Below are 24,373 nucleotides of genomic sequence, written 5' to 3'. Positions count from 1 at the left end.
GCGGCGTCGTCAGTGCTGGGCGACGGCGCGGCGCCCGGTCTGGCCGGGGGTGTGGCTCGCATGGCGGTCCGGGTCGTGGCGCAAGCGCAGGCGGCCCGGCGTGCTGGCGTCGGCCACGATCGGATAGGCCTCGCACAGCGCACCGACGAAGGCCAACGGGGCATCGCTGCGGAACACGCCGGTGACGCGCAGTTCTGTCAGCGACGCGTCGTCGATGACGATGCGCGCGTGGCTGTAGCGGTTGAACTCGGCCACGACCTCGGCCAGCGTCGCGTCCTCGAACACCAGCCGGCCCGACAGCCAGGCCGGTGCGGTGGGCTTGCGCAGGGTGCCGATCTGCGGCGTGTCGAGATCGCGGCTGAGCCGCGCGGTCTGGCCAGCGACCAGGCCCAGCAACGGGGCGGGGCGGTCGTTGCGGCCGTCATCGAGCGGCAGCAGCACGACCTCGCCTTCGATCAGGGCGACGTCCAGTGCATCGGCGCGTCGATTCAGTTCGAACTCGGTGCCGACCACGCGCAGTCCGCCGTGCGCGGTATGCACGGTCAGTGGCCGGCGCTCGCGGGCGACGCGGAAGAACGCGCGGCCGCGGTCGAGCACCACCGTGCGCGCGCGCGGCCCGAAGGCGACGTGCAGCCGGCTGTCGGTGTCCAGAGTGATGCGGGTGCCGTCCTCGAGTGCCAGCTCGCGCCGCTCGCCGACGCCGGTGGCGTAGACACGCTCGGTCGGTGCGGCCGGCACCAGCAGCTGCCAGGCGCCGAGCAGCGCCAGGGCGAGGGTGGCGGCCAGACCCGCAGCGACCGGCCAGCGACGACGGGGACGCGTGCGCTCGCCGCGATCGGCTGGCGCGACCGCGTCCAGGCGGCGCGCGATCTCCGGATGCGGCGCGTGCGTGCCCAGCCCGGTCCACAGCCGCTCCAGGCGTTCGTAGGCGGCGCGATGGCGGGGATCGGCGTCGATCCAGTCCTGCCAGGCGCGCAGGTCGGCGCCGCTCACGTCGTCAGCGCGCAGGCGTGCGAACCACGCGGCTGCGCGGCGCCGGATCGGGTCGCCGCCTTCGATCAGCTCGAGCTCAGGCTTCATGCCTCGTCCAGGGTCGCATCCAGGTGCATCAGGGCCCGCATCATGTGCTTCTCCACCGCGCTCACGCTGATGCCAAGCCGCTTGGCGACCGCGCTGTAGGTCAGCCCATCATATCGCTGCAGCAAGAAGACCTCGCGGCAGCGCGGCGGCAAGGCATCGAGCGCCTGCAGGAACTGCTGCAGACGCGCCTTGTCTGCGTAGACGCACTCGCAGGACGGTTCCTCACTCTGCCAGGCCGCAGCGACCGCCTCGATCGGCACGTGGTCGGAGGCGCGGTGGCTGCGGTCGCGGCGGAAGCGGTCGCGCAGCAGGTTGGAGGCGATGCGCATCAGGAAGGCTTCGACATTCGCCAGCCCGGCCAGGCGGTGGCCCGGCTGCTGGCTCAGTCGCGCCAGCGTGTCCTGGGTCAGGTCCTCGGCGTCCTCCGCGCTCGACAGGTGTCGCGAGAAATAGCGCAGCAGCGCCGGCCGGTAGTGCTGGGCCAGACGGGTGACGTTCCGCTCGTCCGGCTGCGGCGAGGCAGCCTCGGACGCCTTGCCGGGGGCGGGCGCAGTCATGAGGTGTGGAAGGAGAACACGACGCATGTCGTCTTCGAACCCTATGTGACCGGCGTGTGATGAGCAAGCTGAGGAATTGTTGCGCTCGTGCGTCTACATCGAGGACAGGGGCGTCATGACCATGCGTCATGGACCGGCGGGGACCGATCACGACTTTCGAGGGGATTTCATGGCAAAGGGTTTGAAGGCACGCGGCGCGCGTCGCCATTCGTTGCATCCGCTGGTGCCGGCACTGGCGATCGCGCTGGGTTGCATGGTCGGTGCGGTGGTTCCGGCTTCGGCGCAGGAGGCACAACGCGAGTTCGCGGTGCAGAGCCAGCCGCTGGGCGCGGCGCTCAATCAACTGGCGCTCAGCGCCGAGCGCGAGATCATCGTGGCGCCGGAGCTGGTGCGCGGCCTGACCGCGCCTGCGGTCTCCGGCCGTCACAGCCTCGGCGAAGCGCTGGACCTGATGCTGGCCGGCACCGGGCTGACCTATCGCGAGAGCGACGGCCGGGTGATCATCGTGGCCGACGAGACCGCGCCGCAGGCCGCGGCGTCGCCGGCGGTGTCCGGTGCGCGCACGGCGGTCGGGGGACCGTCGGGCGATGCGGTCAGCCTGGACACCGTCCGGGTATCGGCCTCGCGCATCGATCGGCCTGATTTCGTCTCGCCGACGCCGATCCTGCCGATCAGCGCCGAGGAGTTGAACCTCGACATGCGCACCAACATCGGGGCCGCGCTCAACGACCTGCCGCAGTTCCGTGCGACCAGCTCGCCGCAGACCACCGGCTCCAACACCGGCGCCGGCAACGCGCCGGTCGACCTGCGCGGCCTGGGCATCAGCCGGACCCTGGTGCTGCTCGATGGGCGCCGTGTTTCGGGCGACAACGACCTCAACACCGTGCCCTCGGTGCTGGTGAAGTACGTGGACGTGGTGACCGGCGGTGCATCGGCGGCCTGGGGCTCGGGCGCGGTCGGCGGCGTGGTCAACATCACCCTCGATCACGACTTCGAGGGCGTGAAGTTCGGCGCGCAGGCCGGGCGCTCGACCTATTCGGACGGCGACGAAAAGCGCTTCGAGGGCGCCTGGGGCACGCGGTTTTCGGGCGATCGCGGCCATCTGCTGGTCGGCGGCGAGTTTCTCGACAACGACGGCATCGTGCCGCGCAGTGCCCGGCCGCGGGCCGGCCGCTGGTCGACGCTGCGGATCGACGGCCAACCGACGCTGATGCCTGATGTGGGCTTCGCCGATGCCGCGATCGGCGGCCTGATCGTCGGCGCCCGCGATGCGAGCGGCAATGCGGTGAGCGGCTTCTCGCTGACCGGCCAGGCGTTCAACCCCGACGGTTCGCTGCGCCCCTTCGATTACGGCACCGTGGTCGGCGCGCTGATGAGCGGCGGCGAGGGCCCGTCGAACGACGACTACAGCCCGCTGAGCGCGCCGCAGAAGCGCTATTCGACGCTGGCCAGTGTGCGCTACGACCTCACCGACACGGTCCGGATGAGCGCCGACGTGCGTCACTCGCGCATGTACAACCACTACATCTGGTTCGGCGACCACAACCGCGGCAACCTGTCGATCGGGTTGGACAACGCATTCCTGCCCGGCACGGTCCGCGACGAGATGATCGCCGCCGGCGCCAGCACGCTGACGCTCGGCCGGTTCAACAACGACATCAACTATCCACGGATCGACTTCGAGCGCCGGACCACCCAGGCCACACTGGCCTTCGACGGCTATGCCGGCGACTGGCGCTGGAGCACCTACTACTCGCATGGCGAGGCCGAGCAGAACTTCGACACGCCCGGGTTCGTGCTGCGGCAGGAGTGGGCGAACGCGATCGACTCGGTTATCGACCCGGTGACCGGTGCTCCGGTGTGCCGGGTGACGCTCGCCGATCCCAGCGTCGCCTGCGTGCCGATCAACGTGTTCGGCGAAGGCGCACCGTCGCAGGCCGCGGCCGACTACGTGACCGGCACGCCCAGCCAGCGCTCGACGTCCAAGCTCGACACCTTCGGCGCGAGCCTGCGCGGCGAACCGTTCCAGATGCCGGCCGGCGCCGCGTCGGTGGCGGTGGGCGTGGAAGCGCGGCGTGAGTCGATCGACCAGCGCGTCGGCGCGCTCGATGCGGCCAAGGCCTTCCGCTCCTTCAGCTTCAACCCGATGCAGGGCAGCTTCACGGTCAAGGAACTGTTCGGCGAGGTGCTGTTGCCGATCGCCAAGGACCGCGGCCTGCTGCACGACTTCGGCGTCAACGCCGCCGCGCGTGTGTCCGACTACTCCACCACCGGGGCGATCTGGTCGTGGAAGCTGGGCGCGACCAACGAGTTCTTTCCGGGCTTTCGTGGCCGCATCGCGCGCTCGCGCGACATCCGGTCGGCGAATCTGAGCGAACTGTTCACCACCAGCACCACCGGTTGGAGCTACGTGCTTGACCCGGTCACCGGTCAGACGGTGTACGCGCTGAGCAACGGCGGCGGCAATCCGGCGCTGGTGCCCGAGACCGCGGACACGCTCACGGTTGGTCTGACCTGGTCGCCGCAGTCGGTCGAGGGGCTGGACCTGTCGGTGGACTACTTCGACATCCAGATCCAGGACGTCATCACCACGGTGGGCCTGCAGGACATCCTCAACCGCTGCGCGGCGGGGAACCCTGCGATGTGCGCACGCGTGGAGCGCGATGCCGGCGGCAACATCACCCGCATCGTCTCCACCTACACCAACCTGTCGGAGTACAAGACCGACGGCGTGGACATCGAGCTGGCCTACAAGCGGCCGACGACACTGTTCGGTGTGGGCGGGACGCTGACCACGCGCACCCTGGCCAGTTGGATCAACAGCCTGACCACCGACGACGGGATCAACAACATCGAGTACGTCGGCTCGCAGGGCTATGCGTTCGGCCTGGGCGTGCCGCGCTGGCGCGCGGTCAGCAGCCTGACGTTCAACAGCGACCGGTTCTCGGCCAACGTCCGTGCCCGTTACATCTCGTCCGGGCAGTACGACCGCAACCAGGCGATCGTCAACGGCGCGATCGGCAGCTACGTCTACTACGACCTGGGCGCGAGCACGCGGCTGGGCGAGGGTGGGCAGCTGGAACTGTATGGCGCGATCAACAACGTCACCAACAAGCAGGCGCCGATCGGCTCGACGTTCTCGCCGTACTACGACGTGATGGGCCGCTACTACACCGCCGGCGTTCGCCTGAAGTTCTGAGCACGCAGCTCCCCGACACGAAGGTATGACCTCCATGAAGACCGCACACCAGGCGCTCTTCGGTCTCACATTGCTGGTGGCAGCGACGGTCGCATCCGCGACCGTCGCCGTGCCGCCGGCGGTGCTGGCCGATGGCGTTCCCGAGATTCCCGACGACACCGCAACGCGGACGCGTCCCTACCTGGAGTTCCGCAGCGCGCAGTTCCTGGGCTGGAACACCGCCGATCGTTCGATGCTCATCAAGACCCGCTTCGGCAGCACCGATCAGCTGTTCGAGGTCGCCCGGCCCGACGGCGCGCGTCGGCAGATCAGCTTCGAGGCCGAGCCGACCCCGTTCGCTACCCATGCACCGGCCGGTGCGCCGGCGCTGGTGGTACAGAAGGACGTCGGCGGCGATGAGTTCTTCCAGCTCTACCGGCTCGACGAAGGCCGGCTGACGCTGCTGACCGACGGCAAGAGCCGCAATGCGTTCGGCGCCTGGAGCCGCGATGGGCGCTGGGTGGGCTATTCGTCGACGCGTCGCAACGGCACCGATGCCGATCTGTACGTGATCGATCCGCGCGACCCGGCGACCGACCGTCGGGTGGCGACGGTCATCGGTGGCGGCTGGAACATCAGCGACTTCTCCGCCGATGGCCGTCGCGCGCTGGCGATCAATCGCTTGTCGATCAACCAGGCGGTGATTGCCGAGATCGACCTGCGCAGTGGCCGCATGACCTCGCTGACCGACCCGGCGCAGGCTGCCTCGTACGCCGACGCACGCTACGCGGCCGACGGCAGCATCTGGACACTGTCGAACCGCGATGCGGACGTGGTGCGTCTGGGCAAGCTCGATCGTCGCAGCGGCGCGTTCACGGCATTGAGCCCCGAAACGCCATGGGATGTGACCGATTACGCGGTCGCCGACGACGAGCGCTTCGTCGTCTATGCGATCAACGATGCCGGCGTGTCGCGGCTGCGCGTGCTCGATCCGGCCAGCGGACAGGTCCGCAATGTCGACGGCCTGCCTGACGGCGTGCTGCACTGGAGCTTCGGCCACCTGCTGCAGATCGCGCCCTGGGGCGAGATCGGTCTGAGCCTGTCGGCCTTCGATGTGCCCGGCGATGCGTTCTCGATCGATCCCGACACGCTCGCGGTCCGTCGCTGGACCCGCAGCGAGGCGGGCGGGCTGGATCTGGCGCGCAACCGGGCGCCGGAACGGGTCGAAATCCGCAGCTTCGATGGCGAGGCGATGTCGGGCTTTCTGTATCGTCCGGACCCGGCGAAGTTCCCCGGCAAGCGGCCGTTGATCATCGACATCCACGGCGGCCCCGAAGGCCAGAGCCGGCCGGGGTTCCTGGGCACCGACAACTACCTGGTCAATGAGCTGGGTATCGCGATCTTCCTGCCCAATGTGCGTGGCTCGTCGGGCTATGGGCGCCGGTTCCTCGACCTCGACAACGGGCCGTGGAAGCGTGAGGACTCGGTGCGCGACATCGGCGCGTTCCTCGATGCGCTGGAGCAGGACGCGGCGCTCGACCCGGCGCGGTTCGCGGTCTACGGATTCTCCTACGGCGGCTACATGTGCTACGCCTCGGCGGTGCACTACAGCGACCGCCTGCGCGCGGCCAGCTGCGCGGTGGCGATCTCCGACTTCGTGACGTTCCTGGAGAACACCCAGTCCTATCGCCAGGACCTGCGGCGGGTCGAGTACGGCGACGAGCGCATCCCCGAGCAGCGCGCCAAGCTCGCCGAGATCTCGCCGCTGCGCAATGTCGACCGCATCCGCGTGCCGCTGATGGTCGCCACCGGCGGCAACGACCCGCGCGTGCCGCCGTCGGAAGCCGAACAGATCGTCGCCGCCGTGCGCGCCAACGGCGGCCGCGCCTGGCATGTCCTCGCGCGCAACGAAGGCCACGGCTTCCACAAGCGCGAGAACCGCGACTACATTTTCTGGGCCGGCGTCACCTTCTGGCAGGACACCCTGCTCGACGACTGAAAACCGGGGGCAGAGTGCAATGTCCCCACACGACGGGAGCGACGCCCCGATGGCGTCGCTCCCGTCGTACGGGCATCGTCGTTCGCACGCCATCGCCAGCATGCGAGCACGCGCCGACGCCCCCGGATCGACCCCGGTGTTCTAGAGCGGGGGGAGGCGGAGGGGCGGGAAGGCGCGCTGGACGCAGTCGGTGCGTTCGCAGACCTTGCAGCCCGGGCCGATCGGGGTGGCGGTGGCGAGGTCGTCGAGGTCGAGGCCGCGCGAGTAGGTCAGGCGGTCGGCGTGGCGCAGGTCGCAGCCCAGGCTCACCGCGAAGGTCTTGCGCTGGCGGCCGTAGCCGGTCGGGCCGCTCTCGACCTGGCGGGCCAGCCAGAAGTGGCGGCGGCCGTCGGGCATGCGCGCAACCTGGGTCAGGATGCGGCCGGGCTGGTTGAAGGCCTCGTAGACGATCCACAGCGGGCAGGCGCCGCCGACGTGGGAGAAGTGGAAGTCGGTCGCCGAGTGGCGCTTGGAGATGTTGCCGGCGCGGTCGACGCGCACGAAGAAGAACGGCAGGCCCGGCCGGCCTGGGCGGGCGAGCGTGCTCAGGCGATGGCAGACGGCTTCGAAGCCGACACCGAAGCGGTGGGCGAGGCGATCGATGTCGTAGCGCTCGGCCTGGGCGGCATCGAGGAAGGCGCCGTAGGGCATCACCAGCGCGCCGGCGTAGTAGTTCGACAGGCCGATGCGCGCCTGTGCGGCGCGTTCGAGGTCGGCAAAGCCGGCCTGGGCGACCAGGGCGTCGATCAGCGCGCCGTGTTCGCGCAGCGCGAGTTCGGCCGCCATCTGGAACGCCTGCTGGCCGGGCTGCAGCCAGTCGGACAGCCACAGCGTGCGGGTGCCGGGGTCGAAGCGGCGCTTGTCGTCGAGGCCGTCGCCCAGCGCCACGGTGATGCCGTGGGCCTCGCGCAGCCGCTGGCGCAGCCGCGGGGCGACCTGGCCGGCGACGAGCCCGTGCGCGCCGAACGCCGCCTCGGCGATGTCGTCGAGTTCGGCAACGTGGTTGCGGCGGCGGTTGAAGTAGTCGCGCACCGGGTCGCCGTCGGGCCCGGCGAGCTCGACCTCGCCCAGTTGCGCGGCGAGCACGTCGGCGCGTTCGCGGATCGCGCGCTGGCGTCGGTGCAGGTCCAGCAGCACGCGGGCGATGCCGGGCAGGTCGCCGGCCAGCGTCTCCAACTCCTCGGGCGTGGCGGCGGTCTCGCCGAGTTCGGCCAATGCCTCGCGCAGTTCGCCGACCAGCGCAGCCGGGCCGGCGTCGTCGAACAGGGTCGGCTGCGGGCCGAGCAGCGCCTCGAGCCGCGCCTGCACCGCCGGCGTCAGTGGGCGCTGGTCGCGCTCGATCTGGTTGAGATAGCTCGGCGACAGCGCCAGCGCCTGGGCCAGCGCGGCCTGGGCCAGGCCGTGTTGCTGGCGTAGGCGGCGCAGCCGGGCGCCGACGAAGCGCTTGGGACGGGCCATGAGTTCGCAATCTTCGCAGGAATGTCGGCGATGTTCGCACGATACGCGGGCGTGAACAGGCGTCGGCCGTGCCGATCCTGCGAATAATGCGAATCCCGTCCCGCCCCGCAGGCCTGCCCCATGTCGAATGCCCCGCACTCCGTCCCGCTGCTGATCGACGGCGAGTTCGTCCAGTCCCAGACCCGCGAATGGCGCGATGTGGTCAACCCGGCCACGCAGGCGGTGCTGGCGCGCGTGCCGTTCGCGACCGCAGCGGAAGTCGACGCGGCCGTTGCCGCTGCGCAGAGGGCGTTCAAGACCTGGCGCAAGACCCCGATCGGCACGCGTGCGCGGATCTTCCTCAAGTACCAGCAGCTGATCCGCGAGCACATGAGCGAGCTGGCCGCGATCCTGACCAGCGAGCAGGGAAAGACCCTGCCCGATGCCGAGGGCGATGTGTTCCGCGGCCTGGAGGTGGTCGAGCACGCCGCGGCGATCGGCAACCTGCAGCTGGGCGAACTGGCCAACAATGTCGCCAACGGCGTGGACACCTACACGCTGCTGCAGCCGCTGGGCGTGTGCGCCGGCATCACACCGTTCAACTTCCCCGCGATGATTCCGCTGTGGATGTTCCCGATGGCGATCGCGACCGGCAACACCTTCGTGCTCAAGCCGTCCGAGCAGGACCCGCTGGTGACGATGCGTCTGGTCGAGCTGGCGCTTGAGGCCGGCATTCCCAAGGGCGTGCTCAATGTCGTGCACGGCGGCCCGGACGTGGTCAACGCGATCTGCGACCACGCCGACATCAAGGCGGTCTCGTTCGTCGGCTCGACCAAGGTCGGCACCCACGTCTACAACCGCGCCTCGCTCGCCGGCAAGCGCGTGCAATGCATGATGGGCGCGAAGAACCACGCGATCCTGCTGCCCGACGCCAACAAGGAGCAGACCCTCAACGCGATGGCCGGCGCCGCGTTCGGCGCGGCCGGCCAACGCTGCATGGCCGCCAGCACCGCGGTGCTGGTCGGCGAGGCGCAGGCCTGGATTCCCGACCTGGTCGCCAAGGCCAGGACACTGAAGGTCGGCGGCGGCACCGAGGCCGGCACCGATGTCGGACCGGTGATCTCATGTGCGGCACGTGAGCGGATCGAAGCGTTGATCGCCTCGGGCATCGAGGAGGGCGCGACGCTGGAGCTCGACGGCCGCAATCCCCAGCTGGGCGGCGACTACGCCAAGGGCAACTTCGTCGGTCCGACGATCTTCTCCGGGGTCAAGCCGGGCATGCGCATCTACGACGAAGAGATCTTCGGGCCGGTGCTGGTGATCCTGTCGGCCGAATCGCTCGACGAGGCGATCGCGATCGTCAACGCCAACCCGAATGGCAACGGCGTCGCGGTGTTCACCCAGTCGGGCGCGGCCGCGCGCAAGTTCCAGGAGGAGATCGATGTCGGCCAGGTCGGCATCAATGTGCCGATCCCGGTGCCGGTGCCGCTGTTCTCGTTCACCGGCTCGCGCGCGTCCAAGCTCGGCGACCTCGGCCCCTATGGCAAGCAGGTGGTGACGTTCTACACCCAGACCAAGACGGTGACCGCGCGCTGGTTCGACGACGAGACGCTGGGCCACGGCGTCAACACCACGATCAGCCTGAAGTGACATGAGCACGATCGACGCCACGACCGCCACTGCTGCCGATTTCGGCCTGACCGAAGAGCAGACCGCGTTCCGCGAGGCCGCGCGCGATTTCGCCGCCGCGCAACTCGCGCCGCAGGCCGCGCACTGGGATGCGGAGGGCATCTTCCCGCGCGAGGTGATCGCCGGCGCCGGTGCGCTCGGCTTCTGCGGCATCTACACGCCCGAGGACGCCGGCGGCATCGGGCTGTCGCGGCTGGACGCAGCGCTGATCTTCGAGGAACTGGCAGCGGCCGATCCCTCGACCGCGGCCTACATCAGCATCCACAACATGGCGACCTGGATGCTCGCGTCCTGGGCCGGCTCGCGCGTGCGTGAGCAGTGGGCCGCGGCGATGGCCAGCGGCGACAAGCTCGGTTCCTACTGCCTGACCGAGCCCGGCGCCGGCTCCGATGCCGCTTCGCTCAAGACCCGTGCGGTACGTGACGGCGACGACTACGTCATCGACGGCAGCAAGGCCTTCATCTCCGGCGCCGGTGCCACCGACATGCTGATCGTCATGGCCCGCACCGGCGGCGAGGGCGCGCGCGGGATCAGCGCGTTCGCAGTGCCGGCCGACCTGCCGGGCATCGAGTACGGCAAGAAGGAAGAGAAGATGGGCTGGAACAGCCAGCCCACCCGCACGATCAGCTTCACCGGCGTGCGCGTGCCGGCCGATCATCTGCTCGGCGCGGAGGGCGAAGGCTTCAAGATCGCGATGAAGGGCCTCGACGGCGGCCGCATCAACATCGCCGCCTGCTCGCTGGGCGCCGCCCAGGGCGCGCTCGACGCTGCGCGCGGTTACCTGCGCGAGCGCAAGCAGTTCGGCAAGGCGATCGGCGAGTTCCAGGCGTTGCAGTTCAAGCTCGCCGACATGGCCACGCAGCTCGTCGCCGCACGGCAGATGGTGCACACCGCCGCGCGCAAGCTCGATGCCGGCAGCGGCGATGCCACGGTGTGGTGCGCGATGGCCAAGCGCTTCGCGACCGATGCCGGCTTTGCCGTGTGCAACGATGCGCTGCAGTTGCACGGTGGCTACGGCTACATCCGCGAGTATCCGGTCGAGCGCCTGTTGCGCGACAGCCGCGTGCACCAGATCCTGGAAGGCACCAACGAGATCATGCGCGTGATCGTCGCGCGCCATCTGCTCAACACCGAGGAGGACCTGCGATGAGCCAAACCGCCCACGACTACCGCACGCGCGACTGGACCGGGCTGGGGCTTACGATCGACGGCCATACCGCGATCGTCACGCTGCGCAATCCGCCCGCCAACACCTGGACCGTGCACAGCCTGGCGGCACTGCGCGACCTGGTCGCCGCGCTCGATGGCGACCGCGACATCTATGCGCTGGTGATCACCGGCGAGGGCGAGAAGTTCTTCTCGGCCGGCGCCGATCTCAAGCAGTTCGCGTCGGGCGACAAGGCCGCTGCGCGCGAGGCCGCGCGTCGCTTCGGCGAGGCCTTCGAGGCGTTGAGCGCGTTCCGCGGCGTATCGATCGCCGCGATCAACGGCTATGCGATGGGCGGCGGGCTCGAGTGCGCGCTGGCCTGCGACCTGCGCATCGCCGAGGCGCACGCGCAGCTCGCGCTGCCCGAAGCGACGGTGGGTCTGTTGCCGTGCGCGGGCGGCACGCAGAACCTCACCCGCCTGGCCGGCGAGGGTTGGGCCAAGCGCATGATCCTGCTTGGCGAGCGCATCGACGCGGCGACCGCGCTGCGCATCGGTGTGGTCGAGGAGGTCGTGGAGCGCGGCGAAGCGAAGGCGCGCGCGCTGGACTGGGCGGCCAAGGCCGCCAAGCAATCGCCGACCAGCGTCGCGGCGTGCAAGCGGCTGGTGCAGACCACGCGCAGCCAGCCGGCGGTCGCCGGCCTGATCGCCGAGCGTGAGCTGTTCGTCGACCTGTTCGACACCGCCGACCAGAAGGAAGGCGTCGCCGCATTCCTGGAAAAGCGCAGTCCCGTGTGGACCAACGCATGAGCGCGGCCGATCCCGCTGCGGTGCTGTTCGAAGAGCGCGCCGCCGCTGGCGGCCGCCGCGTGGGCATCGCCACGCTCAACCGGCCCAAGACCCTCAATGGCCTGTCGCTGGAGATGGCGCGGCTGCTCGATGCGCAACTGGTGGCCTGGGCGAAGGACGAGGCGATCGCCCTGGTCGTGCTGCAGGGCGCCGGCGAAAAAGCGTTCTGCGCCGGCGGCGACCTGCATGCGCTGTACGAGAGCATGACCGCCTATCGCGCAGCGGGCGCCACCGACGTGCGCGACAACGCCTACGCCGCCGAGTTCTTCGAGGTCGAGTACCGCCTCGATCACCGCATCCATACCTATCCCAAGCCGGTGCTGGTCTGGGGCCACGGCATCGTCATGGGCGGCGGCATCGGGCTGATGGCCGGCGCCAGCCACCGCGTGGTGACCGAGCGTTCAAAGCTGGCGTTCCCGGAAATCACCGTGGGCCTGTTCCCGGACGTGGGCGGCAGCTGGCTGCTGGCCCGTGTGCCCGACCGCGCCGGCGTGTTCCTCGCGCTGACCGGCGCACTGCTGGGGCCGAGCGATGCGATCCACGCGCAGTTGGCCGACGTGCATCTGGCCGAGGCCGATCGCGAGGCGGTGTACGACGCCATCGCCGCCGAGATCTGGGCGCGCGACGATCGCGACAACCACGCGCGGCTGGATGCGCTGCTGCAGCGCTTCGTCGCCCCGGTCGAGGCCGGCCCGCTGCAGCGGCACGCGCAGACCGTGGCGGCGGTCTGCGCCCACGCGCGGCTGGAGGACATCGTCGAGGCGATCGCCGCACTCGAGGCTGGCGACGACGCCTGGCTCACCGCGGCGCAGAAGACGCTCGCCGCAGGCGCGCCCGGATCGGCACGACTGGGCTTCGAACTGCAGCGTCGCGCCGCCGAGCTGTCGCTGGCCGAGGTGTTCCGCATGGAGTACGTCGCCGCGCTGCATTGCGCCGCGCATGGCGACTTCGCCGAAGGCATCCGTGCGCTGCTGATCGACAAGGACCGCAACCCGCGTTGGGAACCGGCGACACTGGCCGCCGCGACACCGGCCTGGGCGCAGACCTTCCTCGTCGCACCCGACTGGCCGGGCGGCGCGCATCCGCTGGCCGACCTGGCCGCGCCGCGCGCCGCGTGATGTGTCGGCCGTCGAAGACCGCACGCCCCATCCGTATCACCTGGAGAACCACATGACTCGCATCGCTTTCATCGGACTGGGCAATATGGGCGGGCCGATGGCCGCCAACCTCGCCAAGGCCGGCCACGCCGTGCGCGCCTTCGACCTCAATACCGACGCGATCGCCCCGGTCGTGCAGGCCGGCGCGACCGCCGCCGCCAGCGCCGCCGATGCGGTGGTCGAGGCGGAGGTCGTGATCTCGATGTTGCCGGCCAGCCGCCACGTCGAAGGCCTGTACCTGGGCGACGACGGCCTGATGGCAACGCTGCCCGCAGGTGCGCTGGTGATCGACTGCAGCACGATCGCGCCGGCTTCGGCGCAGAAGGTCGCCGCCGCGGCCCAGGCACGCGGTCTGCAGATGATCGACGCGCCGGTCTCCGGCGGCACCGCCGGCGCCCAGGCCGGCACGCTGACCTTCATCGTCGGCGGCAGTGCGGACGCGCTTGAGCGTGCCCGCCCCGTGCTCGAGGCGATGGGCAAGAACATCTTCCACATGGGCGAGGCCGGTGCCGGCCAGGTCGCCAAGCTGTGCAACAACATGGCGCTGGGCGTGATCATGGCCGCGACCGGCGAGGCGATCGCGCTCGGTGCCGCGCATGGCCTGGACCCGAAGGTGCTGTCGCAGATGATGGCGGTCAGCACCAGCCGCAGCTGGGCGACCGAGGTCTGCAATCCGTGGCCCGGCGTGCTCGAGAACGCACCGGCATCGCGCGGCTACACCGGCGGCTTCGGCAACGACCTGATGCTCAAGGATCTGGGGCTGGCCGCGGAGGCTGCGATGGGCACGGGCGCGGCGGTGCCGCTGGGCGAGCTGGCGCGCAACCTGTACGCGATGAACAGCCAGGCCGGTAACGGCGGGCTGGATTTCTCGAGCGTGGTGACGCTGCTGCAGCGGCGCTGATCTGGACACCCGCCCGGTATCGCCGGGCGGGTGTCCGTGCGGGACCGTCACGCGCGGCGCTCGGGGGCATCGAGGGGCGCGGCTGCCGTTGCGTCGGGCTGCCTTGCGTCCGCTCTCCCGGCGTCGGGCGCGCCGTGTCTGTCGAGCTGGGGGATGCGCGGCGATCCCCGCATGTCTGCCGAAGAATGCGACGGCGGGCACATGGGCGCAGACCTGCGCATGACTTCCGGCGCCTGCGCGATCGTCGCCCGCTGCTTAAGCTCGCGGACTGGGTCGCCCGTGTGGCGACGCGTCTGTCTGGGGACTTCTGATGACTTCACCGTCGCTGCGCGCGCGGGCCCTGCGCCTGCGATCCTGGTGCCTGCTGCCCTTGCTCGGCCTGCTGCTGTGCGGGCCGGCGTCGGCGGTGACTGGCTATTACCGCGATCCCGCCCTGCACGGTGCGCATCTGGTGTTCGCCTCCGAAGGCGATCTGTGGCTGTCGGGCATCGACGGTGGCCAGGCCCGGCGCTTGACCAGCCATCCGGCCAACGAAACGCAGCCGTCGATCTCCGCCGACGGCACCCGGCTGGCCTATGCGGCCGATTACGACGGCGCCACCGAGGCCTATGTGATGCCGCTGGTCGGTGGCGTGCCCAAGCGCCTGAGCTTCGAGGGCGGGCGCGTGCTGGTGCAGGGCTGGACGCCGCAGGGCGAGGTGCTCTACGCCACCGACCAACGGGTGGGGCCGACCTGGTCGTGGACCCTACATGCGGTGCACCCCGACACGCTGGCCCGGCGCGAACTGCCGCTGGCCGATGCGCGCGAGGCGACGTACGACGACCAGGGGCGGCTGTACTTCATCCGCTTCGGCCTGGCCGTGACCCAGGACAACGCCCGCGAGTACCGCGGTGGCGCACGCGGGCAGCTGTGGCGTTTCGATCCCGGCGCTGCCGAAGCCGTACGCCTGGCCGCCGATCACGTCGGCACGCTGGCGCGGCCGATGTGGTGGCAGGGCCGGCTGTACGTCACCAGCGATGCCGACGGCGTGCCCAATCTGTGGTCCTTCGATGCCGATGGCGGCGATCCGCGCCAACTCACGGCGCATCGCGATTTCGAGGTGCGCGGTGCGCAGCTGCGCGATGGGCGCATCGTCTACCAGCGCGGCGCCGACATCGCCCGCTACGACATCGCCAGCGGCGACGATCGCGTGCTCGCGCTGACACTGGCGACCGACACCGCGTCGCGACGCACGCGCTGGCTGGACCGGCCGCTGGCCTTTCTCGACAGTGCGCGCGTCTCGGCCGATGGCAGTCGTGTGGCGCTGACCGCACGCGGGCGCGTCGCACTGGCCGGCACCGGCGCACTGCGGCGGATCGAGCCGGCGTTGCCGGACGGCAGCCGTGCGCGCAATGCCGTCCTCAGCCCCGACGGGCGCTGGCTCTACGCCATCGGCGATGCCACTGGCGAGCACGAGATCTGGCGCTTTCCCGCCGATGGCAGCGGCCCCGGTGAGGCCCTGACGCACGACGGCCGGACCCAGCGCTTCGACCTGGCGCCGTCGCCCGATGGCCGCTGGCTGGCGCACAGCGATTTCAGCGGCGCGCTGTGGCTGCTGGACCTGCGCAGCGGACAGAACCGCCGCATCGACCAGAGCCCGGTGCGTGCGTACGAGGGCGTCGTGTGGGCGCCCGACAGCCGCGCGCTGGCCGTGGTGCGACCCGATACCAGCTATCAGCGCGAGCAGATCGTGCTCTACACCGTCGCCGACGGCCAGCGCCATGTGCTGACCAGCGACCGCTACAACAGCCATTCGCCTGCGTTCACCGCCGATGGCCGTTGGCTGTACTTCCTGTCCGAACGCGAATTCCGGGCGACCCCGGGCGCGCCCTGGGGCGACCGCAACATGGGGCCGATGTTCGACCGGCGCACCCGTCTCTATGCGCTGGCGCTGCAGCCGGGCAACCGGTTCGCGTTCCAGCCGCCGACCGAACTGCGCGCGGTCGATCCGGCCATCGATGCCGACACCCCCGAGCGCGAGGCCGAGAAGGCCGAGGACGCGAAAGAGGCCGCGGCCGGCGCGTTGCCGCGGATCGTCACCGCCGGGCTGTCGTCGCGGCTGTACGAGGTGCCGGTCGAGGCCGGCAACTATCGCGCGCTGGCTGCCGGTCACAAGCAGCTGTTCGTGCTCGATCAGCCCTCGCAGGCCGACGCCACGCCTGTGTTGCGCAGCCTCGCCTATCGCGCCGAGCGCGCGCACATCGAGACCTTCGCCGAGCATGTCGCCGAGTTCGGCCTGTCCGCCGATGCCAAGACGCTGTTCTACCGCACCGCCGAGCGCGATGGCCCGGGCGCGATGTACCTGGTCCCGGTCGCCGACAAGCTGCCCGATGACCTCGAGCCCTACCAGGTCCGGATCGGCGACTGGCGCCTGGCGGTGGAGCCGACGCGCGAATGGGCGCAGATGTTCGACGATGCCTGGCGCATGCAACGCGACTACCTGTTCGACCCCGGCCTGCGCGGCCAGGACTGGGTGGCGATCGGCAACAAGTACCGCCCATTGCTGCCGCGCGTGGGCGAGCGCACCGAACTCGACGACCTGCTGCGGCAGATGGTGGCCGAGCTGGGCGTGCTGCATTCGCAGGTGCGCGGCGGCGAGTACCGCCAGGACCCTGAGCGTCCGGTGCCGGCCTCGCTCGGCGGCGTGTACGAGGCCCACGCCGACGGCGTGCGCCTGCGCCATGTCTATCGCAGCGATCCGGAACTGCCCGATGCGCGCGCGCCGCTGGCGCAGCCCGGCACCGGGCTGCGCGTGGGCGACGTGATCACCGCGATCAACGGCCAGCCGGTGCGCACGCCGGCCGATGTCGCCTTGCGCCTCGAGCACCAGGCCGGTCAGCAGGTGCGCCTCGACTATCGCCGCGACGGCGCTGCGCGCAGCACCGTCGCGGTGCCGGTGACGATGGAGCGCGATGCCCAGCTGCGCTACGACGACTGGGTGCAATCGCGCCGCGAGCATGTCGAGCAGGCGACCGACGGCCGCATCGGCTACCTGCATCTGTACGCGATGGGCGCCAACGACATCGCCGCGTTCGCGCGCGAGTTCTACGCCAACGTCGACCGCGAAGGTCTGGTCATCGACGTGCGCCGCAACCGCGGCGGCAACATCGACAGCTGGGTGCTGGGCACGCTGTTGCGCCGCGCCTGGGCGTTCTGGGCGCCGCCGGGCTCGGCGCCGTACTGGAACATGCAGCAGAGCTTCCGCGGCCACCTGGTGGTGCTGAGCGATGCGCTGACCTATTCCGACGGCGAGACCTTCTCCGCCGGCGTGCAGGCGCTGGGGCTGGGCCCGGTGATCGGGCAGCGCACGGCCGGTGCCGGGGTGTGGCTGAGCGACAGCAATCGGCTGGTCGACCGCGGGGTGATGCGCGCGGCGCAGAACGCGCAGTTCGACCGCGACGGGCGTTGGCTGATCGAGGGGCGCGGCGTCGAACCGGACATCGCGGTCGACAACCTGCCACACGCAGCGTGGCGCGGTGAGGATGCGCAGCTCGACCGTGGCATCAGCGAACTGCTGCGCCGGCTGGAGGACGCGCCGGTGCCGCGGCCGCAACCGCAGCCGTTCCCGATCCGTGGCCGCTTCGACGACGGGCAGCCGCCCGCCGTCGATGCTGCGCCGGGCGCGGAGATGTCCACGCCGTAACGGCTCCGCGTCTTCCGACGCAGGGCCTGTCGCGCTCGACGCACGCGCGCAGCGCAGCCGCACCCTGTGCAGTCCAGGCAATGCCGAGGACTGCGATGCACGGCGGCGCGCGCGGCCGCCGCGATACGTTACTGTCGCCGATCACCCGAAGGAGACCCGCCATGCGCCTCGTCCTGGCCGCCTGCGCCGCCCTGGCCATCGCGCTGCCCGCCGCCGCCGCCGACCGCATCACCGGCCGTGCGTTCGCGACCCGCAGCGAAGTGCTCGCACCGCACGCGATGGCTGCGACCTCGCACCCGCTGGCGACCCAGATCGCACTCGACACGATGCGCGCCGGCGGTTCGGCGGTCGATGCCGCGATCGCCGCCAACGCCGCGCTCGGGTTGATGGAGCCGACCGGCAACGGTATCGGCGGCGACCTGTTTGCGATCGTCTGGGACCCGAAGACACGGCGCCTGTACGGATACGACGGCTCCGGCCGTTCGCCGCAGTCGCTGACCCTGGCCGAGTTCGCACGCCGCGGGCTGACCGACATCCCCTCGCACGGCCCGTTGCCGGTCACCGTGCCCGGTGCGGTCGACGGCTGGTTCGCGCTGCATGGTCGCTTCGGCCGGCGCGCGATGGCCGACAATCTCGCGCCGGCGATCCGCTACGCACGCGAGGGTCACCCCGTGCATGAGGTCATCGCCTACTACTGGGACCGGTCGGTGCCGCGGCTGTCGCAATGGCCGGGCTTCACCGAGCAGTTCACGATTGACGGCCGCGCGCCGCGCAAGGGCGAGACCTGGCGCAATCCGAACCTCGCCAACACCTTGCAGGCGATCGCCGAAGGCGGCCGCGATGCGTTCTACAAGGGCCAGATCGCGCGCACGATCGGCGACTACTTCGCCGCCAATGACGGCTTCCTCTCGTACGAGGACCTGGCCGCGCACACCGGCACCTGGGTCGAGCCGGTGTCGACGAACTATCGCGGCGTCGATGTCTGGGAACTGCCGCCCAGCGGGCAGGGCATCGCCGCGCTGCAGATCCTCAACCTGCTCGAGCCCTACGACCTGGCGTCCTACGGCTTCGGCAGTCCCGAGCACGTGCACCTGTTCACCGAGGCCAAGAAGCTGGCCTTCGCCGACCGCGCGCGCTGGTACGCCGACCCGGCCTTCCACCCTGCGCCGGTCGCGCGGCTGATCTCCAAGGACTACGCGCGCGAGCGCGGGCAGCTGATCTCGATGGACCGCGCGCTGCGCGAGGTGCAGCCGGGCACGCCGGCGCAGCTCGACGAAGGCGACACGATCTACCTGACCACGGCCGATGCCGACGGCATGATGGTCTCGCTGATCCAGTCCAACTACCGCGGCATGGGCAGCGGCATGGCGCCGCCGGGGCTGGGCTTCATCCTGCAGGACCGCGGCGAGCAGTTCGTGCTCAAGGCCGACCACCCCAACGGCTACGCGCCGGGCAAGCGGCCATTCCACACGATCATTCCCGCATTCGCGACCCGCGACGGCGAGCCGTGGCTGAGCTTCGGCGTGATGGGCGGCGCGATGCAACCGCAAGGCCATGTGCAGATCCTGATCAACATGATCGACTTCGGCATGAACCTGCAGGAAGCCGGCGATGCGCCGCGGATCCAGCACGATGGCTCGACCGAGCCGACCGGCCAGAACACCGCGATGACCGACGGCGGCGAACTCGATCTGGAAAGCGGCTTCTCGTACGAGACCGTGCGCGCGCTGATGATGAAGGGCCATTCGGTGCGCTTCTCGCACGGCCCCTACGGCGGCTACCAGGCGATCATGAAAAACCCGCACGGCGGCTGGATCGGCGCCAGCGAATCGCGCAAGGACGGCCAGGCCGCCGGTTACTGAGCGGCGGTCGACGCCCATACCTCCCCCGCGTGCGGGGCGAGGTCGCCGCGCGCAGCGCGGCGGGTGGGGGCTGGGGCTGTTCCGATTTCCGAACGAGGTGCCTCTCCGCCGATCGCCCCCACCCCAGCCCTCCACCCGTGAAGGGCGCAATGCCCCGCGTGCGGGGGAGGGAGCGCAGCACTGCGCGGCTGAAGGCGCAATGCGCAGTGGCAGGCACACCGCGCTGCAATCCATCACTCGCCCGCAGATCTCCACACCTCCCCCGCTTGCGGGGCGAGGTCGACGCGCGCAGCGCGGCGGGTGGGGGCTGGGGCTTTACCGACATCCAAACAAACGTGCCCTCGGCCGATGGCCCCCACCCCAGCCCTCCACCCGTGAAGGGCGCAATGCCCCGTGTGCGGGGGAGGGAGCGCAGCGCGGCCGCGGCCGAAGGGAGTGTGCCGCGTCGTAAGTACAGCACTGCAATCCATCACTCGCCCGAAGATCGCGCACCTCCCCCGCGTGCGGGGCGAGGTCGACGCGCGCAGCGCGTCGGGTGGGGGCGGTTTCACGGCGGGAACGTGCGCCCATCCCGCTTTTCACCCATGAGGGGCGCAATGTCCCCGCGAGGCGGGGGCAAGGGAACACCGCGTATCCTGCCCCGATGACCGACATCCGGAAGTCCCCGATGCGCCCCATGCTGCTCGCCGTCCTGATCGCGACGTTCGCGATTCCCGCCGCCCAAGCCCAGGCGCCGTACACGCGCTTCGACGAGGCGCCGCAGGCCGAGGCGCCCTCGCAGGCCGAACAGCGCGCCTGGACCGACTGGCTGCAGCGCAGCGCCGCCGCGGTTGCCGAACGCGGGCAGCCGCGCGATCTCGCTCTGGCGGCGATGCTGCGCTCGGCGACCACGATGGCCGGCCATACACCGCGCGATGACGACGCACCGTCGTCGGCGGCGCCGGCCGACGCGCAAGCCGACGCCTGGCGGCGCAGCGCGGCGGACAAGGCCGGTGACGATGCGCTCGCCAATGCGCTGCTGATGGCCGGCGGCGACGCCCCGCTTCGCCTGCGCGCGGCGCAGCGCTGGCTCGGCGCCGACCCGGAGAACCTTGCACCGCTGCTGTATCGGGGCGGCCGTATCGACACGCTGCTGGCCGATGCGCGCGCTGCGCGCCGCTTCGACCTGGGCATGCTCGAGCAGGTCCGCTGGATCCAGGCTGCGCTGCTGCGCCACCCGCCGACCGCGACCGAACGTGCGGCCCTCGCCGATGCGGGTGACTACATCGCCGATGAGCACGCGGCGACGATTGCGATGACGCTGTGGGCCGCGTTCCCGCCGCCGGGCCTGGCGCCGATGCTGCAGGCTTGCACGCCGGATGCGCTGCGCGGCGATGCCGCCCGTCTGCGCGATTGCCGCCATATCGGCACGCTGATGGCCGACACCGCCGATACGCAGCTTGGCCGCATGCTCGGTCTCGAACTGCTGGCGCGCACCGCATCGACCGCGGCCGAGCGGCGCGATGCGCAGTCGCGCCAGCGCACGCTCGACTGGCAGATGCTCGAATGGGGGCGCATCGCCGGGTCGCAGCCGCGCGACGGCGCCGCGCAACTCGTGCGTCTGCTCGCCGACCCGTCGATCCGCAGCGAGGTCGCGCTGGTCGAGCGCGTGCTGCAGGAGGCGGGCGTGCCGGTGACGCCGCCGGCGGACTGGCAACCGATGCGCTGATCCGTCGCGTTGCGTGCGTGGTCAGTCGCGTCTGATCGCACGCCCGCGCACGGTGTGTGCGTCGAACACGAACGCGTAGGTCAGACGCACCGGCACGGCGACGGCGACCGCGTCGTCGCCGCGACAGTCCGGATCGCCGTCGGCGGCCGCCGCGTCTGGAAAGGTACAGATCGCCGCCGCAATGAACGACCAACGCGTCAATGCGGCGTCCACCGCGTGAGCGAACGGCGCGATACCGGGCGTGTCGCCGCGATCGCAGCCTGCCAGGGCCGGCTCGATGACGATATCGCGCACCGCGCCGTCGACATCGACGGTGAACGACGCGCACAGCCGTAGCGGGGGTTCGGCGAGGCCATCGGTCGGAAATGCCGGCATCGGATCGTCGAGCGCCGTCGCCATCAGGAACCGCTGTGTCGACGTCGTCGTGTAGGTGGCCGCGCCCAGCGGCAGCAGCAGCTGTCGATCGACATGGTGACTGCGGTGCGTGCAGCCGCTGGCCAGCAGCAGTGCGATCCCGGCCGCGCCGAATGCGAGTTTGCTCGTCCGTGTCATCCCACTCCTGGCGCACAGTGCCTCGTCGCCGGCCCATCTGCCGGGTCGCGGCATCGTACGTCGTCAGTGAGGGGCCGACACTGCGTGCGTCGTGGACACGCTGTTGCTCCCAGCCGGCCGCTGCGCAAGGCCCTCCCTCGCTTGCGAGGGCGGGTTGGGTGGGGGCGTGGAGGCCAGAGGATGCTGGCCTTCCGCAAGCGGGCGGTTTCTCTCTCGCCAGGGACGGACCGTTACAGCCGCTGCGCCTTGCCGGCGGCCAGTGCGTCGTCGAGCAGGCGCGGCAGCGCCGCTTCGACCTGGCGGCTGGCCTCGGCCTGGCGCTCCCCGAGCGCGCCCTGTTGGCGGCCCAGTTCGGCCTGCTGCTGGCCCAGCGCACGTTGACGGTCGCCGAGCTCGCGCTGGCGGGCGGCGATCTCGTCGAGGTCGCGCTGTTCGCTGGCCGGCACGTCGCCGTCGCCGGCCAGTGCGCGCTGCGCGGCGGCGGTGGCCAGGCGGGCCTGCCGCTGGCCCAGAACGCCCTGCTCGGCGCCGAGCCGGCCTTGCTCCCCGCCCAGCCGACCTTGCTGCTTGCCCAGCTCGCCCTGCTCGCGGCCGAGGCGGGCGACGGGTTCGAACAGCGTGTCGAAGCGGCGCAGGGTGGCGGGGTCGCGGATCAGATAGCGGTCGTTGCCGCGTCGCAGCCACAGCGCATCGCCGCTGCCGGTCTGGCGCTTGGCCTCTTCGAAATCCTCCGTCGACCCACTCATGGCGAAATCGGCGCCGCCGCGGCTCCGCACATAGGCCTGGGACGTGCGGCCGGAGATCTGGATCTGGCGGTTGCCGACCGTCGTCGCCGAGGCGACCGACGAGGCGATCGCGGGTGCGGCGGCGGCCAGGGCTTCGGACGTCGCGGCGGCCGTGATCGCGGCGATGTCGACCGACCTGATTGCGGCCTCGGCCTCTTGCGCCGCGGCGGCAGCGATCTCGGCGACCTCTTCCGCGCTGAGCGCGGCGGCCACCGCTGCGGTGACTGCCGGGCGTGCAGGCGCTGCCGGCGCCACCGGCAGCACCGGGCGGTTGGGGGTCGCGGCTGCGGCCGGCACCGGGGGCACGGCGGAGGCGGCGGGCGCTGCGACCAACCGTAGCGGCAGCACGCCGGCGACGGCGACCCCGAGCAGCAGCAGCGATGCGCCCAGGCGCGAGGAGGAATGCGTGGTCTGCAGCATGGTCAGTCTCCGCTTGAGGCTCAGGAAGGTGGGCGATGCACTGGCCAGGCAGGCGGGCCGGCCAGGTGTGACGCCCAGGCGCACCAGCAGGCGGCCGTAGCCGTGCCGGCAGCGATGGTCGCCGGCGACCACCGCGGCGTCGCAGGCGGCCTCGCGGGCGATGCCGTACTCGCGCACGGCCAGATGCACCAGGGGATGGAAGAACAGCAGGTGACGCGCCAGCGTCGGGACCCAGCCCAGCCACAGGTCGCCACGGCGCAGATGGACCAGTTCGTGGGTCAGCGCCATGTCCAGCTCGTCGCTGTCGAGCGCGGTGCGCTCGGGCAGCAGCAGGGTCGGGCGCAGGGCACCGACCAGTTGCGGCGATGCAATGCGGGGGGAGATTCGCAGTGTCGGGGTGTGGCGCAGGCCGTGGGCCTCGCAGGCCAGCGCCAGCGCCTGGGTCAGCGAGGCATCGGTGCAGGGTCGCGCGTTGCGGACCAGAGTGCGGGCGTCGCGCCAGCCGCGCAGCGTGCCGATGGTCATCACCAGGACACCGGCGGCCCACAGGGCTGCGATCGCGATCGGCCACAGCGGTGCGGCGACCTGCGGCGCCTGCACGGCGACGATGGCGACGTCGCTGGCCGGCAGCGCCAGTGCCGGCATCGGCGGCGGTGGGACGGCCGCGGGCAGCCACGCCAGTTCCATCGGGCCGACGGCCAGGCCCAGCACGGCCTGCAGGCCCACCAGCCACCACAGCCAGCATTGGCTGGCGGCGGGCAGCCGCGGCAGCCAGCGGCACAGGCCCCAGACCACGGTGGCGAGCACCAAGGTATGCAGGCTGGTCGTGGTCAGGCGCTCGAGCAGCATCGCGATCGTGGTGTCCATGCTCAGTCCTCCCGGCGTTCAGATTGCAGGCGTTCGACCAGCGCTTCGAGTTCGGCCAGTTCGTCGTCGCTGACCTTGCCGCGCTTGGACATGAACGCCACGAACGGGCTGACCGAGCCCTGCAGGGTCTTCTCCACGAAGGCCGCGACCGCGCCCTGCACCACGTCGTCCTCGCCGCGCGTGGCGGCATAGCGATAGACGCCGTCGACGCGGTGGCGCCGCAGATAGCCCTTGGCGCGCAGCCGCTCCATCATTGTGAGTACGGTCGAGCGCGCCAGGCCGCGCGCCTCGCCGAAGTCGGCGGCGACCTCGCCGACCGTCGCATCGCCTTGCTGTCCGATCGACTGGAGCAAGGCGAGCTCCTGGTCTCCGATCGTGGATCTGGCCATCGTGGTGTCCCGGGTTGACTACAGATGTCGTCAGGCTAGGCGTGACGACAGTTGTCGTCAACCATGACCGATGGCA

Annotated in this window: 16 protein-coding genes; 10 read left to right on the top strand and 6 right to left on the bottom strand. The window is 70.8% G+C overall.

Features of this window, described 5'->3' with window-relative positions; genetic code table 11:
• Window positions 1-9: 9 nt before the first annotated feature.
• Window positions 10-1,080, bottom strand: coding sequence for a FecR domain-containing protein (locus FHW73_RS01335; protein WP_183424906.1), 1,071 nt, complete (start codon window positions 1,078-1,080; stop codon window positions 10-12).
• A complete protein-coding gene (locus tag FHW73_RS01330; RefSeq protein WP_183424905.1) occupies window positions 1,077-1,637 on the bottom strand; it encodes an RNA polymerase sigma factor in 561 nt (186 codons plus the stop codon). Before FHW73_RS01330 ends, FHW73_RS01335 begins: the two co-directional genes overlap by 4 nt.
• A 169-nt stretch (window positions 1,638-1,806) precedes the next feature.
• Between FHW73_RS01330 and FHW73_RS01325 the strand changes: the two genes are divergently transcribed.
• Together FHW73_RS01325 and FHW73_RS01320 are read left to right on the top strand one after the other, a co-directional pair.
• Entirely contained in the window at window positions 1,807-4,836 is a 3,030-nt protein-coding gene (locus FHW73_RS01325; protein ID WP_221187386.1) for a TonB-dependent receptor, read from the top strand.
• 34 nt (window positions 4,837-4,870) lie between these two features.
• On the top strand, window positions 4,871-6,814 hold the full coding sequence (locus FHW73_RS01320) for a prolyl oligopeptidase family serine peptidase (protein ID WP_183424904.1): 1,944 nt from the start codon (window positions 4,871-4,873) through the stop codon (window positions 6,812-6,814).
• A 141-nt stretch (window positions 6,815-6,955) separates the two neighbouring features.
• Here FHW73_RS01320 and FHW73_RS01315 read toward each other — a convergent pair whose 3' ends face one another.
• Window positions 6,956-8,311: a short-chain fatty acyl-CoA regulator family protein gene (locus tag FHW73_RS01315; RefSeq protein WP_183424903.1), complete on the bottom strand. Its 1,356-nt coding sequence runs from the start codon at window positions 8,309-8,311 to the stop codon at window positions 6,956-6,958.
• Window positions 8,312-8,431: 120 nt separating this feature from the next.
• Between FHW73_RS01315 and FHW73_RS01310 the strand changes: the two genes are divergently transcribed.
• The 8 genes from FHW73_RS01310 (at window position 8,432) to FHW73_RS01275 (ending at window position 21,284) form a co-directional block, all read left to right on the top strand.
• Window positions 8,432-9,940, top strand: coding sequence for a CoA-acylating methylmalonate-semialdehyde dehydrogenase (locus FHW73_RS01310; protein WP_183424902.1), 1,509 nt, complete (start codon window positions 8,432-8,434; stop codon window positions 9,938-9,940).
• A gap of 1 nt (window position 9,941) precedes the next feature.
• The gene (locus FHW73_RS01305; RefSeq protein WP_183424901.1) at window positions 9,942-11,129 is read left to right on the top strand and encodes an acyl-CoA dehydrogenase family protein; all 1,188 of its coding nucleotides are present in this window, start codon (window positions 9,942-9,944) and stop codon (window positions 11,127-11,129) included.
• Window positions 11,126-11,935 carry an enoyl-CoA hydratase gene (locus tag FHW73_RS01300; protein ID WP_183424900.1) on the top strand — a complete coding sequence of 270 codons (810 nt, stop codon included), beginning with the start codon at window positions 11,126-11,128 and terminating at the stop codon, window positions 11,933-11,935. The genes FHW73_RS01305 and FHW73_RS01300 overlap by 4 nt, the downstream gene beginning before the upstream one ends.
• The gene (locus FHW73_RS01295) at window positions 11,932-13,092 is read left to right on the top strand and encodes an enoyl-CoA hydratase/isomerase family protein (RefSeq protein WP_183424899.1); all 1,161 of its coding nucleotides are present in this window, start codon (window positions 11,932-11,934) and stop codon (window positions 13,090-13,092) included. Before FHW73_RS01300 ends, FHW73_RS01295 begins: the two co-directional genes overlap by 4 nt.
• Before the next feature lie 52 nt (window positions 13,093-13,144).
• Window positions 13,145-14,032 (top strand): 3-hydroxyisobutyrate dehydrogenase, encoded by an 888-nt coding sequence (gene mmsB / locus FHW73_RS01290; RefSeq protein WP_183424898.1) that lies wholly within the window; start codon window positions 13,145-13,147, stop codon window positions 14,030-14,032.
• A 310-nt stretch (window positions 14,033-14,342) separates the two neighbouring features.
• Complete coding sequence (locus FHW73_RS01285) at window positions 14,343-17,714, top strand: S41 family peptidase (RefSeq protein WP_183424897.1); 3,372 nt, start codon at window positions 14,343-14,345, stop codon at window positions 17,712-17,714.
• 161 nt (window positions 17,715-17,875) lie between these two features.
• Entirely contained in the window at window positions 17,876-19,576 is a 1,701-nt protein-coding gene (gene ggt / locus FHW73_RS01280) for a gamma-glutamyltransferase (protein ID WP_183424896.1), read from the top strand.
• A 643-nt stretch (window positions 19,577-20,219) separates the two neighbouring features.
• Window positions 20,220-21,284, top strand: a complete 1,065-nt coding sequence (locus tag FHW73_RS01275) for a hypothetical protein (RefSeq protein WP_183424895.1) — start codon at window positions 20,220-20,222, stop codon at window positions 21,282-21,284.
• Window positions 21,285-21,305: 21 nt separating this feature from the next.
• Here the strand turns inward: FHW73_RS01275 and FHW73_RS01270 are convergent, their stop codons facing one another.
• The 3 genes from FHW73_RS01270 to FHW73_RS01260 form a co-directional block, all read right to left on the bottom strand.
• On the bottom strand, window positions 21,306-21,836 hold the full coding sequence (locus tag FHW73_RS01270; RefSeq protein WP_183424894.1) for a hypothetical protein: 531 nt from the start codon (window positions 21,834-21,836) through the stop codon (window positions 21,306-21,308).
• 230 nt (window positions 21,837-22,066) lie between these two features.
• On the bottom strand, window positions 22,067-23,908 hold the full coding sequence (locus FHW73_RS01265; RefSeq protein WP_183424893.1) for a M56 family metallopeptidase: 1,842 nt from the start codon (window positions 23,906-23,908) through the stop codon (window positions 22,067-22,069).
• Between the two features lie 2 nt (window positions 23,909-23,910).
• The gene (locus FHW73_RS01260) at window positions 23,911-24,297 is read right to left on the bottom strand and encodes a BlaI/MecI/CopY family transcriptional regulator (RefSeq protein ID WP_183424892.1); all 387 of its coding nucleotides are present in this window, start codon (window positions 24,295-24,297) and stop codon (window positions 23,911-23,913) included.
• Window positions 24,298-24,373: the final 76 nt, after the last annotated feature.

Origin of the sequence: Luteimonas sp. RC10, assembly GCF_014192745.1 — a bacterium.
In the GTDB taxonomy this organism is placed as follows: Bacteria; Pseudomonadota; Gammaproteobacteria; order Xanthomonadales; family Xanthomonadaceae; genus Luteimonas.
Note: the sequence above shows the minus strand (reverse complement) of the source record. Positions and strands in the feature narration are given on the sequence as shown.

What these genes read in the sequence shown, in the direction of transcription:
- FHW73_RS01335 (WP_183424906.1), bottom strand. Translation starts at nt 1,080, where the DNA reads ATGAAGCCTGAGCTCGAGCTGATCGAAGGCGGCGACCCGATCCGGCGC.
- FHW73_RS01330 (WP_183424905.1), bottom strand. Translation starts at nt 1,637, where the DNA reads ATGACTGCGCCCGCCCCCGGCAAGGCGTCCGAGGCTGCCTCGCCGCAG.
- FHW73_RS01325 (WP_221187386.1), top strand. Translation starts at nt 1,807, where the DNA reads ATGGCAAAGGGTTTGAAGGCACGCGGCGCGCGTCGCCATTCGTTGCAT.
- FHW73_RS01320 (WP_183424904.1), top strand. Translation starts at nt 4,871, where the DNA reads ATGAAGACCGCACACCAGGCGCTCTTCGGTCTCACATTGCTGGTGGCA.
- FHW73_RS01315 (WP_183424903.1), bottom strand. Translation starts at nt 8,311, where the DNA reads ATGGCCCGTCCCAAGCGCTTCGTCGGCGCCCGGCTGCGCCGCCTACGC.
- FHW73_RS01310 (WP_183424902.1), top strand. Translation starts at nt 8,432, where the DNA reads ATGTCGAATGCCCCGCACTCCGTCCCGCTGCTGATCGACGGCGAGTTC.
- FHW73_RS01305 (WP_183424901.1), top strand. Translation starts at nt 9,942, where the DNA reads ATGAGCACGATCGACGCCACGACCGCCACTGCTGCCGATTTCGGCCTG.
- FHW73_RS01300 (WP_183424900.1), top strand. Translation starts at nt 11,126, where the DNA reads ATGAGCCAAACCGCCCACGACTACCGCACGCGCGACTGGACCGGGCTG.
- FHW73_RS01295 (WP_183424899.1), top strand. Translation starts at nt 11,932, where the DNA reads ATGAGCGCGGCCGATCCCGCTGCGGTGCTGTTCGAAGAGCGCGCCGCC.
- mmsB (WP_183424898.1), top strand. Translation starts at nt 13,145, where the DNA reads ATGACTCGCATCGCTTTCATCGGACTGGGCAATATGGGCGGGCCGATG.
- FHW73_RS01285 (WP_183424897.1), top strand. Translation starts at nt 14,343, where the DNA reads ATGACTTCACCGTCGCTGCGCGCGCGGGCCCTGCGCCTGCGATCCTGG.
- ggt (WP_183424896.1), top strand. Translation starts at nt 17,876, where the DNA reads ATGCGCCTCGTCCTGGCCGCCTGCGCCGCCCTGGCCATCGCGCTGCCC.
- FHW73_RS01275 (WP_183424895.1), top strand. Translation starts at nt 20,220, where the DNA reads ATGACCGACATCCGGAAGTCCCCGATGCGCCCCATGCTGCTCGCCGTC.
- FHW73_RS01270 (WP_183424894.1), bottom strand. Translation starts at nt 21,836, where the DNA reads ATGACACGGACGAGCAAACTCGCATTCGGCGCGGCCGGGATCGCACTG.
- FHW73_RS01265 (WP_183424893.1), bottom strand. Translation starts at nt 23,908, where the DNA reads ATGGACACCACGATCGCGATGCTGCTCGAGCGCCTGACCACGACCAGC.
- FHW73_RS01260 (WP_183424892.1), bottom strand. Translation starts at nt 24,297, where the DNA reads ATGGCCAGATCCACGATCGGAGACCAGGAGCTCGCCTTGCTCCAGTCG.